The 15,942-nt window shown below is 47.6% G+C and carries 13 protein-coding genes; 6 read left to right on the forward strand and 7 right to left on the reverse strand.

Features of this window, described 5'->3' with window-relative positions; all coding sequences use genetic code 11:
- Window positions 1-205: 205 nt before the first annotated feature.
- Window positions 206-502, forward strand: a complete 297-nt coding sequence (locus ACFI32_RS01390; protein ID WP_462624698.1) for a hypothetical protein — start codon at window positions 206-208, stop codon at window positions 500-502.
- 86 nt (window positions 503-588) lie between these two features.
- Here ACFI32_RS01390 and ACFI32_RS01395 read toward each other — a convergent pair whose 3' ends face one another.
- A complete protein-coding gene (locus ACFI32_RS01395; RefSeq protein WP_462624699.1) occupies window positions 589-1,866 on the reverse strand; it encodes an NAD(P)/FAD-dependent oxidoreductase in 1,278 nt (425 codons plus the stop codon).
- A gap of 436 nt (window positions 1,867-2,302) precedes the next feature.
- Complete coding sequence (acs, locus tag ACFI32_RS01400) at window positions 2,303-4,276, reverse strand: acetate--CoA ligase (RefSeq protein ID WP_462624700.1); 1,974 nt, start codon at window positions 4,274-4,276, stop codon at window positions 2,303-2,305.
- Window positions 4,277-4,812: 536 nt separating this feature from the next.
- Between acs and ACFI32_RS01405 the strand changes: the two genes are divergently transcribed.
- Both ACFI32_RS01405 and ACFI32_RS01410 read left to right on the forward strand, forming a co-directional pair.
- On the forward strand, window positions 4,813-6,081 hold the full coding sequence (locus tag ACFI32_RS01405; protein ID WP_462624701.1) for a BaiN/RdsA family NAD(P)/FAD-dependent oxidoreductase: 1,269 nt from the start codon (window positions 4,813-4,815) through the stop codon (window positions 6,079-6,081).
- A gap of 239 nt (window positions 6,082-6,320) precedes the next feature.
- The gene (locus ACFI32_RS01410; protein ID WP_462624702.1) at window positions 6,321-7,328 is read left to right on the forward strand and encodes a pirin family protein; all 1,008 of its coding nucleotides are present in this window, start codon (window positions 6,321-6,323) and stop codon (window positions 7,326-7,328) included.
- Between the two features lie 111 nt (window positions 7,329-7,439).
- On the opposite strand, the gene nemA is transcribed toward ACFI32_RS01410, so the two are convergent.
- Window positions 7,440-8,543 carry an N-ethylmaleimide reductase gene (nemA, locus tag ACFI32_RS01415; RefSeq protein WP_462624703.1) on the reverse strand — a complete coding sequence of 368 codons (1,104 nt, stop codon included), beginning with the start codon at window positions 8,541-8,543 and terminating at the stop codon, window positions 7,440-7,442.
- Window positions 8,544-8,945: 402 nt separating this feature from the next.
- On the opposite strand from nemA, the gene ACFI32_RS01420 reads away from it, so the two are divergent.
- Window positions 8,946-9,359, forward strand: a complete 414-nt coding sequence (locus ACFI32_RS01420) for a hypothetical protein (RefSeq protein WP_462624704.1) — start codon at window positions 8,946-8,948, stop codon at window positions 9,357-9,359.
- Window positions 9,360-9,580: 221 nt separating this feature from the next.
- Window positions 9,581-10,597 (forward strand): lipoate--protein ligase, encoded by a 1,017-nt coding sequence (locus ACFI32_RS01425; RefSeq protein ID WP_462624705.1) that lies wholly within the window; start codon window positions 9,581-9,583, stop codon window positions 10,595-10,597.
- A 242-nt stretch (window positions 10,598-10,839) separates the two neighbouring features.
- Here ACFI32_RS01425 and ACFI32_RS01430 read toward each other — a convergent pair whose 3' ends face one another.
- Window positions 10,840-11,652 (reverse strand): sulfite exporter TauE/SafE family protein, encoded by an 813-nt coding sequence (locus tag ACFI32_RS01430; RefSeq protein WP_462624706.1) that lies wholly within the window; start codon window positions 11,650-11,652, stop codon window positions 10,840-10,842.
- 129 nt (window positions 11,653-11,781) lie between these two features.
- Between ACFI32_RS01430 and ACFI32_RS01435 the strand changes: the two genes are divergently transcribed.
- Complete coding sequence (locus ACFI32_RS01435) at window positions 11,782-12,174, forward strand: MerR family transcriptional regulator (protein ID WP_462624707.1); 393 nt, start codon at window positions 11,782-11,784, stop codon at window positions 12,172-12,174.
- Between the two features lie 102 nt (window positions 12,175-12,276).
- Here the strand turns inward: ACFI32_RS01435 and ACFI32_RS01440 are convergent, their stop codons facing one another.
- From ACFI32_RS01440 to ACFI32_RS01450, 3 genes are all read right to left on the reverse strand, one after another.
- Window positions 12,277-14,517 carry a 2,4-dienoyl-CoA reductase FMN-binding domain-containing protein gene (locus tag ACFI32_RS01440; RefSeq protein ID WP_462624708.1) on the reverse strand — a complete coding sequence of 747 codons (2,241 nt, stop codon included), beginning with the start codon at window positions 14,515-14,517 and terminating at the stop codon, window positions 12,277-12,279.
- A 264-nt stretch (window positions 14,518-14,781) separates the two neighbouring features.
- Window positions 14,782-15,201, reverse strand: coding sequence for a DUF6691 family protein (locus ACFI32_RS01445; protein ID WP_462624709.1), 420 nt, complete (start codon window positions 15,199-15,201; stop codon window positions 14,782-14,784).
- An 82-nt stretch (window positions 15,202-15,283) separates the two neighbouring features.
- Window positions 15,284-15,721: a YeeE/YedE family protein gene (locus ACFI32_RS01450; RefSeq protein ID WP_462624710.1), complete on the reverse strand. Its 438-nt coding sequence runs from the start codon at window positions 15,719-15,721 to the stop codon at window positions 15,284-15,286.
- Window positions 15,722-15,942: the final 221 nt, after the last annotated feature.

The following is a 15,942-nucleotide window of genomic DNA, read 5'->3' on the forward strand; positions in this document are numbered from 1 at the left end:
TGCGGGCTTTTTTTTGTCCAAATTTTTGCGGTTTGTCTATACTACTTAGATTATTTGACTGCTCTATGACTTGCTACATTACGGACTACCAATAGGGCATACGTGACGATAGATAATTGTCTGCTACAGGCGTATACTCAGTGGTTATACCCATACTACATGTGTGGCGATATTGACGGTATGCTGACTGACCATAGGTGGAAAAATGAATAGTTTGGCACTGCTGGGCACAGGGCTGATCATCACTGTGCTGTATGTTATGTTTTTTTGGTATTTTATTCGTACGCTGATGATTATGGGGCGGCAAAACGTGCTGGTCGGGATATTGGGCTTTTTTGTGGCACCGATCACCCAGATCATTTTTTATGTCACCAGCAAAGACCAACTGAGCCTACCAGAACGCAGCGCTTTCAAGCGTTATTGGCTGTCGCTGGTACTGATTTTAGCGTTGGGCATCGTGGCGATGATGATCATGAATAGCCAAGGCATGATGACGGTATAATCGCTTATCATGTACCATTGATTATGTATATAAAACCACATAAAGCCACCCTAAGACAGCGCTGGCTTTATGGTGGCCTGATAACATCAAACGGCATAGCCTGCCATAATAGTGCGGACGGTATCGGCAGCGGCGTGATAGCAGCTTTCGATATTGCCCTGCGCGCACCAGTCACCGCTGACAATCCATTGCTGCTTAGTATCTATCAATATGCCGTGATGGCTTTGCTGATTTGACCTGTCATGTTTTTGGGCGGTATGGTCTTGATTATCTGTAACGGTTGCTGCATAACGCCAGCGATGACAGTCTATTTGAGTAGGCTCAGTAGCCTCATCCCAATTCAATGCCTGCTTTGCTGCGTGTAGCAGCTGTGCTTTAACGGTTTCTATATCATCATCTACATGCATTTGTGACCAGTCATTGCGTGCATGAATGGTGACGCTGGGCAGTAGTGATGTGCGCTCAGGCTTATGATGTTCAATAAAGGCGCGATCCAATACCGCATCGTTTATATAGGCCACATCCCATACTGGCAAGGCATCATTATCCGCTGCATGGCGCAGCATTTTTGGCATGTCGGCCTGACTATCCCAGCCAAGCATAAGCGTATAACAGGCTTGCATTTGCACGGTCAAAATGTCGTCAGCACACGCAAAACTGCTCTCTGCCATCAGCTCAGCTGCCTGCCCATTGGGTGCAGTACAGATAACCCAATCGAACTTGCCCAGATACGCACCTGCTTCATCGAACAAGGTTGTCTGCGGCGTAACGTCTGAATGAGGGTTTGCGATGTCCCCATCATCAATCATGTCTTGCGAGCGTAGCGGGGCCACGCGTGTTTTAAACTGTAGGCGTGTTTGCTGCAATTCGTCTGCAAGCTTGCGGCCCCAGCTGGTCATCTTGGGGGTGCTGATATAGCGGGCATGCTCACTGTCCCATTGCTCTTTTGCCATGAGTGTCGGCGGCTGAGCCGTATGCGTAACCAAAGACACCACCTGCGCGTGCCATGGCTGCAGTAAACCTGACTGCAGCCATGGTGCTAAGAATGTTTTAAAGGTAGTAGATTTTGCTGTAAAAAATTGCGCGCCAAAAGCCCACTGCCATTGCTGCTGACTGTGCGGCTCGGTACGGTAGCGCGTCGCTAAGCGTCCGACGCTGCGTGATTTCTCAAAAATGGTTATGTTAGGCAGTATAGAGGCCGTGTACGGTGTACTCACATCTGTCTGCTGTGCAAAGGCGCGCTCAAGCAAGGTCGCTGTTAGTAACCCTGTCAGTCCACCGCCAATAATGGCTATATTAGGTACTGGCCGTTTTTTAGCAGGTGCTGAGGGTATGGTTGTAGGGTCATACGTAGGGCTACTCATGGGGTTTGGCCTTAAATTAGATGGTGCGTTGATACAAATAAGATATGCACATATAAATAGAATATATGCATGATATATAGCGTGTTCAATATAAAAATGATCTATCAAAATTCACAATACTTTATAAGAGACATTTTCTAAGAGATACTTTTCAAAGTCTCTATCAATGTAGGCACGGCAAGCAAGAAAATTTTTTTCAGTAGCGCGTGATAATAGGCGTGCCTTTCTTATTTAGGATTGACTATAGTTACACTTTGCTATTTAGACTCTGTTACCGTGAGAAATTTGAATAATGGTACGTTTAAATAGTGACAAACCTAAATAAAGCCATGCTATTTTAAACAGCATGGCTTTATGGTCACTTACTTTTAGTGGGCGCTTATTGTGACGAGGTGATAACCAACGTCATTGCAGACCCGACAGGCTGCACGTAAGCTTAGTAACACTCCTTGGCTTTGCGCTCTTTTTTGACCACATCAACCAGCTTATTAATAACGGAGCTGTCAGCGAGTGTGGATAAGTCGCCAAGTCCCACATACTGTCCTGCTGCAAGGCTGCGCAGGATACGGCGCATGATTTTGCCAGAGCGGGTCTTGGGCAGAGCTTCAACAATATAAATGGCATCTAAATTGGCGATGGGGCCAATCTCAGCACGGACGTGTCGATTGAGCGCTTTCTTAAAATCCTCGCTGGCGGTTTCGCCGTTTTTTAGGATAATAAAGGCGCAGATCCCTTCACCTCTGATCTCATGCGGCATACCGACGATGGCCGCCTCTGCCGTTGCTGGATGCGCCACCACAGAGCTTTCGATCTCAGCAGTGCCTAGTCTGTGCCCTGAGACATTGAGTACATCATCAACGCGGCCTGTGATCCAGTAGTGTCCATCCTCATCACGCTGCGCGCCATCCCCTGTAAAATAGCTGCCTTTATAGGTACTAAAATAGGTCTCTAAAAAGCGCTTATGATCATTATAGATACTGCGCATTTGCCCAGGCCAGCTGTGACTGATGATTAAATTGCCTTCAGCCGCACCCTCTAAAACAACACCATCTTCATCTACAATATTGGGAGTGATGCCGTACATAGGATTCATGGCGGCGCCTGGTTTTAAATCCGCGCTATTGGGTATCGGCGCCATGAGGATGCCGCCTGTTTCAGTCTGCCACCATGTGTCTACGATTGGGCAGCGACTGTCACCGACCACACGGTAATACCAATCCCATGCTTCTGGATTGATGGGTTCTCCCACACTGCCAAGTAGACGCAAGCTTGAACGGTCAGACTCCGTAACAAACGCATTGCCTTCTTTCATCATGGCGCGAATGGCCGTCGGCGCTGTGTATAGAATACTGATATTGTGTTTGTCAATGATGTGACCGACCCGCGCCCATGTGGGGTATTCTGGCACACCTTCAAACATTACCGTCGTTGTCCCATTCGCTAGCGGTGCATAGGTCGAGTAAGTGTGCCCTGTAATCCAGCCCACATCGGCCGTACACCAATACACGTCATCCTCTTTGACATCAAAGACATCACGAAAGGTGGATAGCGCGTAAGTAATATAACCGCCTGTGGTGTGTAGCACGCCTTTGGGTTTACCTGTAGAGCCTGAGGTATAGAGCAAAAACAGAGGATCTTCAGCATTCATTGGCTCAGGGTCGCACTGTTTTTTTTCACTGGCAAGCAATGTGTGATACCAAGCATCACGAAAACCACTCATCGGGATCGAGTTGCCTGTACGGTGGACGACGATGACTTTTTTGACGCAGTCTGTCCCATCCATATCTAAAGCGTGATCGACATTGACCTTAAGCGGCGTACGCTTGTTGCCGCGCATGCCTTCATCAGCAGTGATGACCAATTTGGACTGACTGTCTACAATGCGGTTGCCTAGGCTTTCAGCTGAAAACCCACCAAAAACCACAGAATGTACGGCACCTATACGCGTACATGCCAGCATGGCTATCATTGCCTCTGGGATCATTGGCATATATAACGTCACGCGATCACCCTTCTCAACGCCCAGCTTGCGCATGGCGTTACCCAAACGGCATACCTCAGCATGCAGCTCTTTAAAAGAGATGATTTTGTGCAATGAGGGGTGGTCGCCTTCCCAAATGATGGCAGGCTTATAGGGCTGTGTTTTTAAATGGCGATCTAAACAGTTGACGGAGATATTAAGCTCGCCATCTTCAAACCATTTGATTCGAAAATCATCCAAGTCATAACTGACATTGCTGATAATAGTGGGTTTTTTCATCCAATCAATCAGCTCAGCACGCTGCGCCCAGAATTGATCATTATCCTGATGGGAGGCCACAGAGTATTGATACTGCTGGGCATATTGCTCAGGACTGGTATTAGCCGTGGCTGCAAATTCAGGTGGGGTGGGAAAAGTCTTCTGAGTCATGGTCAAATTCCTTTTTTTAGTGATTCTTTGTGGCGACAAAATATAAGCGGTGCGCACTAAGATGAGGGGACGACCAGCCAGATCATGGTGACTCCTTGAGCCGTCTCTTCTTGCCCTTATAAACACCTTACTTCTAGCTCAGCCTTTGCTCCTTAAAGGCTAGCAACTCAACTGTAGTTTGACAAATAAGCACAGGTGATGCAAGACGCTGCACTATAATTGCAACAATAACACTATACCGTTATCACCAGAGTACATTTAAGTATTACGCATTTAGCAGCGGCTGACGGTTATTGGCAGGGTTGCTCATCAACACGCATAAGGATCAATACCACCATTTATACTGATGAGAGATAGGGTTGTCAGTAAAGACTGAGTTTGCCCTTGTAACCACGGTATAAATGTGGACAATAGCCACTTGATAAGACTGTCTATTACCATCTTATAAGAGATGCACTGTGTGTATTATTTTGCCCGCATTCTTGGGCACTACAAACCGTGCCCCTTTTTTCTTTATTCTGCCATGAGTATCTGCTATGAATCATCCCCCTAATCGTTACGACCTCATTATCATTGGTGCTGGCGCTTCAGGGCTGTACTGCGCGTTGACTGCAGGACGGCGCGGCAGACGAGTATTGGTACTGGATCACGCCAATAAGGCTGGCAAGAAGATTTTGATGTCAGGCGGCGGGCGCTGCAACTTTACCAATTACTTTGTGGAACCTGAACATTTTATCGGTAGCAATCCGCATTTTTGTAAATCAGCACTGAGCCGCTATCCCAGCTGGGAGTTTATCGCTATGGTTGAGCAGCACCAAATTGCCTATCATGAGCGTGAGCATGGACAGCTGTTTTGTGATGATTCTGCGCAAGATATTCTCGCCATGCTACTGGCAGAATGCCGCGCCGTTGGCGTACAAATCAAACTAAGTACCAATATTGAGCGTGTCCAAGCAAATACAGAGCGCGGCGATCAATTTTGTCTAACCACCACCGCTGTCAAATCTAAAAAAGAAGCGACAAATGAGGCGGCGCAAACACCAAAAACCCAGTACCACTGCGAGTCACTGGTGGTAGCAACAGGTGGCTTATCTATTCCCACGATGGGCGCAAGCGGTCTTGGCTATGAGCTGGCGCAGCAGTTTGGGCACACGCTCATACCCACAGATGCAAGCTTGGTGCCTTTTACCTTTACCGATCATAATGGCGCGTTGATTCGCTCACTGGCAGGTATTAGTCTCCCTGTGGTTGCTAGTAATGCGCGCATCGCCTTTCGTCTGCCGCTATTGTTTACCCATCGCGGGTTGTCTGGCCCTGCCATGCTGCAGCTATCTAACTATTGGCAGACAGGAGAATATATCAATATCAACCTATTGCCCGATACCGATGTCACGGCGCTACTGCTGGCGCACAAAAGCGCCCATCCAAAACAGCGGATACGCACTGTGCTCGCCGATCATACGGACAATACGTTGCCAAAAAAATTGCTCAGCGCCTTGCAGGATCATTTGTGGGCGGATATCAAGGACACTGAGCTTGCCAATATTAAAGATGAGCGTCTAGCAATGCTTGGTGCAGCAATCAATGACTGGCAGCTCAAACCCTCAGGTACTGAAGGCTACCGTACCGCTGAGGTCACTCGTGGCGGTGTACGTACTGACGAAGTCTCCTCAAAGACCATGCAAAGTAAACAGCAAAATGGGCTTTATTTTGTCGGTGAGGTGCTTGATGTCACAGGCTGGCTTGGCGGCTATAACTTTCAGTGGGCATGGGCGAGCGGCTTTGTGTGCGGCAGCGTGGCCTAAGCCCAGCAGCGATAAGAAACCAAATAGTATGGATGACTAGGCAGATTAGATGTCCCTTTTACACTCGATTTTTGTTATATTTAGCAACCATCGGCATCTGTTCTATATCTGGTGACTGAATACCACCGTAATGATGGTCAGTCCATCTGTTTATATCTGTATGCCGCCGCTCATAAGTCATGTTTAATATGACGCGGCACTGTTATATGTCACCGCTGTCATCTGGCGAGGTAATCCCCATGCGTGCAATCAAAAAAGTCCATAACGATGAGCCCAATCACTGGGTTGGTGATGGCTTTTATGTCAAAACTGTGATCAATCACTTGTGTCCCAAGCCTGAATTTGATTACACCCATACCGATCCCTTTTTGTTACTCGATTATGGCGAGCCAACCACTTTTGCCCCAAACCCCACCTATAATGACACGCCGCACGGTATCGGTCTTCATCCGCACAAAGGCTTTGAAACCGTCACTGTCGCCTATCAAGGCGAGATCAGTCATGTGGATTCGACAGGTGGTCATGCCACCTTGTCAGGTGGCGATGTACAGTGGATGACCGCAGGGCGCGGTATTTTGCACGAAGAGTTTCACTCGCCAGATTTTGGTGAACAGGGCGGCGTGTTTAGCATGGTGCAGATGTGGGTCAATTTGCCCAAAAAACATAAGCTGACCGACCCCAAATACCAAACCATCAGACGCAGCGATATGCCAGTGATCACACTGTTTGACACCTCTGATATGGGCAATGACATACCAGCCAGCAACGAGATGGCAATCGGTAAAGTCACTTTGATTGCAGGTACATGGCAGGACAAAACAGGACTGACCGATACCTTTACCCCTGTCAATGTCTGGGATGTTGAGCTATGGGCTGCTGGAGTGACGACGCTCACTGTCCCCAATAACCATAATTTGCTGATTTTGATGCAAGAAGGCGAGGTATTAATCAATGATACCAAGGTGCATGCCAGCGAATTGATCCAGTTTGAGCCTCCTATCTGCACCGATTCCAACGACGCGGTAAGAGACAGCACGCAAGCAAACAATGGTGCTGTCACTGACCAAGTGACCATCACTTGTCCACCAGAGCTTGTGCCCGAAAAAGGCAAATCCATTAAAGTTTTACTGTTAAGTGGCGAGCCTATCGGTGAGCCAGTGGCAGGATATGGGCCATTTGTGATGAACACGGACGCTGAGCTTAAACAAACGTTTCATGATTATAATAATGGCATTTTTGGTGAATAAAGGCCGACAATGCTTGTGGGTGCTGCTGCCAGTGCATAAAAAAGCCGTCTGTGATTCAGACGGCTTTTTTTGTGGTTGTTCGGCATGGGCATGACTGGAGTGGCGGTAGGCTTACACGTCAGCCATAAACGGATAATCGGTATAGCCGACCGTGCTACCACCATAAAAACTTTCAGGATGCTGCTCATTGAGCGTTGCGCCTTTTTGGATACGCTCAGCCAAATCAGGATTGGCAATGTAATCACGACCAAAAGCGACGGCATCAATGTACCCTGCTTTAACATTTTTTTCCGCTTTGTCCGCATCATAGCCACCTGCCGCAATAATCAGCTGACCAAACGCATCGCGCACACGCTGACGGAACTCGTCGCTATATGGCGTACCGCCTGCCCAGTCTGGCTCTGATAAATGCAAATACATCAGACCGCGCTTATTGATTTGCTCGATCAGCCAAATGTTCTCATCTTCCTCGTAGCCTGCGTCAATACTATTGAACTTGCCAAGGGGCGAGAGACGAATGCCGACGTGCTCAGCGTCCCACGCCTCCACACACGCATCAATCACCTCTAAGGTCAAGCGTGCACGGTTGTCACGGCTACCGCCATACTGATCATCGCGCTGATTGTTATTGGCAACCCAAAACTGATGCAGCAAATAGCCATGCGCGCCATGAATCTCAATCCCATCAAAGCCCGCTTCTTGCGCGCACTTGGTTGCATGGGCAAAATCAGCAATCACCTGCTGAATCTCGTCCACACTGGCAGCACGTGATGGCGTCGCTTCAACACGAATCGCTTGATTGTCACTGTCACGCAGCGAGGTGCGAGCGCCCGTATCAAGTGCCGAGGCAGAAATCGGCGCTTGGCGCTCAGGTTGTACGCTTTTGTGCGCGACTAGACCCGTGTGCCATAACTGTACAACGATCTTGCCGCCTTTGGCGTGGACATTGTCCACGATGGCTTTCCATGCGGTGACTTGGTCTTGGGTATGTAGCCCTGGCGCGCCTGCATAGCCTTTTGCTTGAAATGAGATTTGCGTCGCTTCGGTAATAACCAACCCAGCCCCCGCACGCTGAGAGTAATATTCTGCCGCCCACGTGATGGGGATATCGCCTGGCTCAACCGCACGCAAACGTGTCAATGGTGCCATCATGATACGGTTTTTTAGGGTTTGAGTACCCATCTCTATGGGTTCAAATAAAATATCATGTGCCATAATTTTTCCTATTCGTTATTGTCTGTCGTTATGGTCGGTACTATCAAATTCTGTTTAGAAATACTTATACTATCATTAGTAAATCTACGTTTATCGCTTACCTTTATAGGGCACCCCTGAGGTTATTCAAGCAGTATTTACAAACAGATACAGCAATACTCGCCTATTTTTTGGCTTTGTGATTGGTTACTACCAAGACCGTTTATTAGACTTTAAATTTTGTTCACATAAGCCGCATTATCAGGTGCTTAGATTACGTCGATCCTCTCACTTGTATTTAAAATATTTTGACATCTGTTCACTAGATATCTACTATCTGGGAAGCAAGGTTCTGTTGCCTGCCATGCGAGCAATGAGCCAGTTAAACCACAGCACGACCATCACCTTGTTTGAGGAGCAGCAATGAAAAAAATGATGTTATTGATAGGCAGCCTATCATTCGCCACGGCAGGATTTTGCGGCGTTGGTCAATTCGAAGATACCACCACTTGCTATATCTATAAACAAAACAAGCTACAAAAAAGGCTCAACTGTCAATACGAAGGTGCTGAAGGTGCCGCGATGACGTATTCGTTTAGACAAGCGACCTATACCCTACCAGGATTTGGTACGATGGCGACCTCTACCAGTGCAAACTATAATGACCGTAATGAAATGACTGGCTGGACAACCACCGTCAATGATGAGCCTGCCATCATCAGATATCGCTTGCCAACCAATGGGCGCATTGTCAGTGATGCCTATGCGCAGTCTGCCAAAACGGTCATGCAGTGTTATCTGAGTACCAAATCACAGTGGGAAATATGCGCTGAATGAGGAAGTTTTTTATCGTCATAAAACTGAGGGTGTTACTCCGTCTGATAACGACAGCTCGCGCTGATGTGTTGCCTATTGTAAATGTCCATTAAAACCTTCTGACAAGGTAAGCTCCAAAGCACCGAACAGACATCTATTACACATAGCTCTCTCATCAGTAAAATATTAGCCTTTGCCTATCCTCCTCAATCTACAGAATATCTTTAGGAAAGAAATAAATAATGACCCTACGTATTTTAAAGTCTGATGTGACTAACCCTTGGTTTAACCTCGCCACCGAAGACTGGCTGTTTCATACATTGGGTGAGACCGCCGAGCCAAGCACACATACGTTGTTTTTGTGGCGCAATAGCGAGACCGTGGTCATCGGACGCGCACAAAATCCGTGGGTCGAATGCAAAATTGATAAAATGGCGGAAGATGAGGTATTTTTAGCACGGCGACAAAGTGGCGGCGGCGCGGTGTTTCACGATCTTGGTAACACCAACTTTACCTTTTTATCTCCCAAAGCCGACTACGATCAAGCGGCAAACTTCACCATTATCCTTAACGCCCTAAAGTCGCTAGGGATCGATGCTGAGCTGTCAGGGCGCAACGACATGCAAGTAGGGACACGTAAGATATCAGGCAGCGCCTTTAAACACGATGCCAATCGTAGTTTTCATCACGGTACGCTATTGGTCAACGCCAATATGCAAAAGCTCGGTGACTACCTCAATCCACACCCGCTAAAACTGAAGGCAAAAGGCATCAAATCAGTACGCGCTCGTGTGGCCAACTTGACAACGTTCAATGACACCATCACTCACGATAGCTTATCTGCGGCTATTGTTCAGGCATTTTGTGACTATCATGGCCAAAGCGTGCCTGTGGTAGCACTGGATGAATCCAGCCTTGCCAAAAAGCCGCATCTGAACGCCTACTATCAGCAAATGGCAAACTGGGACTGGCGTTTTGGCAAAACCCCTGAGTTTAGCCATCACCTTGAGACGCGTTTTGATTGGGGTTTGATAGATATGCACTTAGACGTTAAGCAAGCGCTGATTACCGATGTGGTTATCTTTTCTGATGCACTCAACGTTGAATTGATTGATACGCTCAAAATGCACTTACTTGGCACGGCTTACCGTAAAAACAGTATCGTCAACTGCCTGAGTGCACTTGAACGCACCCAGCCTGATATCGCAGCGCAAGTGTCGGATTTTAAGAGATGGCTGAGTGGGGAGATGGTGAGCTAATACGTACTATAAACTCGCGTTTCACGTAAAATATCATGTGCTATGATTTATCCTATTGCATATTGGTTATGTATGAATTATATAAGCTATTTATAGATTATAAATCGTAATACATTATGTATAGTTATTCTTATAAAACCTTTAGAAAAACCACTGTTATAACGTCTCTTTATCAGGTACAGAACCAACTACTCAAGCAGTCTTTACAAACAGAAACACAGTGATACTGCGATAGATCATATCTATAGCATTGAATAAAATAGCTTAACACTCAACAGCACACATACGACACCCAAAATCTGTTTTAGTTGTTTATTTGGCAGTCTATGTGAGACTTTCGTACCAATAGGCACCATCAGCACACTGCATAATGTAATCAAACCCAGCGCTGGCAGATACACGTATCCTAAACTATAGCTCAAAGGTTCAGTCATTTGATTGTCGCTTGATAACAGGTATCCTAACGTCGCCACTGTGACTGCGATCAACCCAACTGCAGAGGATGTACCGATCGCTTTTTTTAACTCAATGTTGTTGTAAGTTAGATAGAGCAAGGTCACAAATGCCCCTCCAACAGAAATCAGCGCTGACAGCAGACCAATCCCCAATCCACTTACGATAGACGATATCATAAGATTTGGGTGTGGTCGCGGTGTTGGCTGCCAGTTTGTAAACATCTTGAGCGCTACAATGACCATAAACAATGAAAATAGCAAAGCCAAATATTTGCCTTCTATATTGGTGGCTACCAAGATACCGAGCACCGATCCAAATATCAAAGTTGGACTGACAAGTTTGACAAATGGCCATAACACCGCGCCTCTCTGATGGTGAGTATAAGCGCTTGTGGCAGTAGTCGGTAGCGAACACGCCAACGATGTACCTAGTGCCATCTGTACAATATTGGCATCACTCATGCCTTGATAGGTAAAAATAGATACCAGCAGCGGCACTAAGATACCGCCGCCGCCCACACCCAACAACCCCGACAAAAACCCTACTACTGCCCCCAACCCCATGTACATCATGGCATAGATCACAATATGTATATCCATCATAAGCCCCTTACTGGTTGCAATTATTTATAAATTCTGGACTTTTTTGATTATACGACTTAAAGTAAACTTTAAGTCAAGTGCTTTTTATAGTGCAGTTTTATGGTCTAACCAAGTGAGTGTCTTACTATGGATATCGGAGAAGTTGCCAAACAAACAGGATTAACTGCTGCCACCCTCAGATATTATGAAAAAATAGGACTGATTCAGTCTACTGGGCGGCATGGTTTACGCAGAGTATTTGCCAATGATGTCGTGCAAAAATTGCAGTTGATCGTACTACTAAAAAACAACGCTTTTTCATTGATGGAGATCAAGCAGATGCTGACGCAAACACAGGTTGATAGGCAGTATTTGCTACAAAAAACAGCAGAGTTGCAGCAAACCATTAAAGCACTTGATGCTATTTGCAATACTCTGACACACATCGCCCACTGCCCCAAGCAGGATCATTTTAAATGCTCAAATTTTCGGCAACTGCTAGACCAATCCACCCAACAAGTGCTTAAAACGAATGGATGAGTCAAGCTTAAATACAGCCCAAGTGGCACATTACAGAAAAAAACAGCAGGAAATAATATCCCTGCCGCTTTGTCACTATTATCATTAATGTCCATCTAACTTCTAAATCCCTGCTGCAACCTCTGCGCCATCACGAATGGCACGCTTAGCATCTAGCTCAGCGGCCAGTTTTGCGCCGCCGATCAGATGATACTGTGCGTCTGGTGCATCGCCGACATTGGGCATTAGACTGGCGACTGACTCTTGACCCGCGCAAACGACCACGCTATCGACACGGAGCAGCTGGCTCTGACCTTGTGAATTGGTGATCCAAATACCTTCACTGGTGATTTTTTCGTATTGCACACCCGATACTTGGATGACGCCGTGCGATTTGATATGGGCGCGATGTACCCAGCCTGTGGTTTTGTTCAGTCCTTTGCCCAAGCGGCCTTTGGTACGCTGCATGAGATAGACTTGACGTTTTGGGGTAATGCCCTCGGGTTTGATCAGGCCGCCTTCGGTTTGGTAGTCAGGCTCATCGGTTACGCCCCACTCCTCACGCCATTCGCTGTTCGGTTGCGGCGAGGGGCGATAGCTTGGGTCTTTGAGCACCGCTGCGCCAAGCTCATCCAGCGCTTGCCCATGCTGCGCGGTGAGGTATTCACTGACATCAAAACCAATCCCCCCCGCGCCGATGACAGCGACGGTATCGCCGACTGATTTTTGACCCGAGAGTAGCTCAGCGTAGCTCATGACTTGTGGCAGATCAGCGCCCTCAAGCTTGCCTGCCAAACTGCGCGGCACCACGCCTGTGGCGATAATCACATGATGATAGCCGCCCGCCTCTAGCATGGCTTTATCAACTTCGGTATTGAGCTTGACGGTGACGCCCAAGTGCGTGAGCTCATTGACGTAATAACGAATGGTCTCAAAAAACTCCTCTTTACCCGGAATGACTTTGGCGTAATTAAACTGTCCGCCCAAGATATCTCGCGCTTCAAAGAGCGTGACTTCATGCCCGCGTTTAGCAGCAATATGTGCGGCTGACATGCCTGCGACCCCTCCACCGACGACGGCGACTTTTTTGGCACGTTTGGCTTTTTTATAGACCAGTTCTGTCTCATAGCACGCTTGTGGGTTGACCAGACAGGTGGAGCGCTTGTGCTCAAAGGTATGATCAAGGCAGGCTTGGTTGCAGGCAATACAGGTATTGATGCGGTCGGCCTCATCGTTTTTGGCTTTATTCACCCAGTTCGGATCGGCCAAAAATGGCCGTGCCATTTGGATCAAGTCCGCTTGTCCCTCCGCCAAGATGCGCTCAGCCATATCAGGCATGTTGATGCGGTTGGCCGCCATTACGGGGATACTGACGTGTTTTTTGACTTCAGCGGTAAAATCAACAAAGCTGGCGCGCGGGACACTGGTGACGATGGTCGGCACGCGTGCTTCATGCCAGCCAATACCGGTGTTGATGATGGTGACGCCTGCGGCTTCAAGTGCTTTGGCGACCGTAATGACCTCGTCCATCGTATTGCCATCTTTGACCAAGTCGATCATCGACAAGCGAAACAGGATGATAAAGTCCTCGCCTGCCGCCTCGCGTACCGCTTTGACCACATCAACGGAAAACTTCATTCGCCCCTCAATGTCGCCGCCATAGGCATCACTGCGTTTGTTGACGTGGCGTGATAAAAACTGATTGAGCAAGTAGCCTTCAGAACCCATAATTTCCACACCATCATAGCCTGCTTGCTTGGCAAGGCGGGCAGATTGGGCGTAGTCTTTGATGGTTTGCTCGATGTTTTTAACGCTCATCTTACGCGGCTTAAATGGCGAGATGGGCGACTTGATCGGGCTGGCAGACACCACAAACGGATGATAACCATAGCGACCACTATGCAAAACTTGCATGATGATTTTGCTGTCGTATTTGTGCGCGGCGCGGGTGACGCGTTGATGGTTGATGACGTCCGCTTTGGTATTCATCGTGCCGCCAGCAGGCAACAACCAGCCTGCGCGATTGGGTGAAATACCGCCTGTAATCATCATGGCGACGCCGCCACGGGCACGCTCGGCAAAATAAGCGGCAAGCTTGCCATAGTTATAAAAACGGTCTTCAAGCCCTGTGTGCATCGAGCCCATGATCACGCGGTTTTTTAGGGTGGTAAAACCCAAGTCCAGCGGGGTGAATAGATGCGGATAAGGGGCATCAGCGTCGGCCACCGTGATCTGCGTTGGCGTGCGGCGATCTGGCGGGCTACTTTGGTGGTGATGATTGTCATTGCTACGGTGGTTGTTATCATCATTGCTATCACTGCTGGTTGCCGCTTGCTCTGGAGTCGTATCCTTGCTGGCGCTCATGTCATTATCCTTATGCATCAATGGGTAAAAAGCAAAACTGAATATCAGTTCTATCGTAACACAGCGCTTGAAATATCAGCTATGTAGACAAACGACTGATGAGTGAGCACTATCTCATTCTGCCAGCTTGCCAATGATAACAGCACGTTTTTTTGACAGCGTTAGGTCGTCAAATCGTTGGCACACGAGGCGGCAAAGGTAACGAAGTAGGCCACTTCAACTGGCTGAGCTTAAAAAAATGAAAATAACCATCACACGATTGTCTCAGCCCAGTTTTGGCTCAAGCCATTGGTAGATCAGCATCCCAAGCAGCATGGCAGGCACAAAGACAAACGCCTGCCATTGCCCTGTACCCAGTAGCACTAGCGCGGGGCCTGGGCAAATACCCACCAATCCCCAACCGATACCAAATAACATCGCCCCTGTTAACAGTTTTTTGCTGATGACGGTTTTTGTGGGCATATCGATGGGTGTGCCTATCCAGCTTTTGCTTTGACGTTTGGCGATTTGTACCCCGATAAAGGCCACCAGTAAACCGCCGCCCATCACCAGCGCCAAAGAAATATCCCACGCACCAAAGATGTCCAAAAACCCTTGCACTTTAGCAGGATCCGTCATGCCTGATAGCAACAGACCACATCCAAATAGCAACCCTGCCAGCAAACCAATGATATTTTTTAGCATAACGCTCCCCTATTGTGCCGTTTATATGTCAGTGCTTGTCTCTTCTATTTTTACTTCTATCGCGTCTGTTATAGGCTCGCTGCTAAATCAAACCCAGCACTTGCCGCCCGATATAAACGGTGAGAATGCCAAATACCATAAAGGTCACGGTAGCGACCAGCGAGCGTTTTGATAGCCTTGCGTTACCGCAGATTCCATGACCACTGGTACAGCCTGAACCTAAGCGCGTACCAAAGCCTACGATTAATCCTGCCGCCAACAACAAGGGCACTGAGCTGCTCACATTTGCGGTCGGTAGTGGCAGTATCAGCTGGTACAGCAGTGGTGAGACAACCAAACCAAGCACAAACAACACTTGCCACCACTCTACCCGTTTTGGTCGTAACAAACTGGCACTGATGCCGCTGATACCCGCGATGCGTCCAATACCCAATAACAAAAGCACCGTCGCCGCCCCCAATATCAAACCACCCAGCAAAGAGATGGGCGTAAACGCTTGCCAGTCTATCTGTATGCTCATGCTGTCACCCTCGCGCTGCTACTTTGTGAATAGACTATGATGTTTCAAATGTCATAATCATTGCTTACTATTTATAATAATACATTATATTATAAAGTATAATAAATAGGTAAAAAAATACCGAACGTGATTGCTCAGTATTTTTATCGTTAAACCAGTATGCTCATTGATGAGCAAAAGTATAACCGTTGGCTCGTGACCTTGCTAACAAACAACACTCA

The sequence above is a fragment of the Psychrobacter sp. PSi21 genome (genome assembly GCF_054960615.1).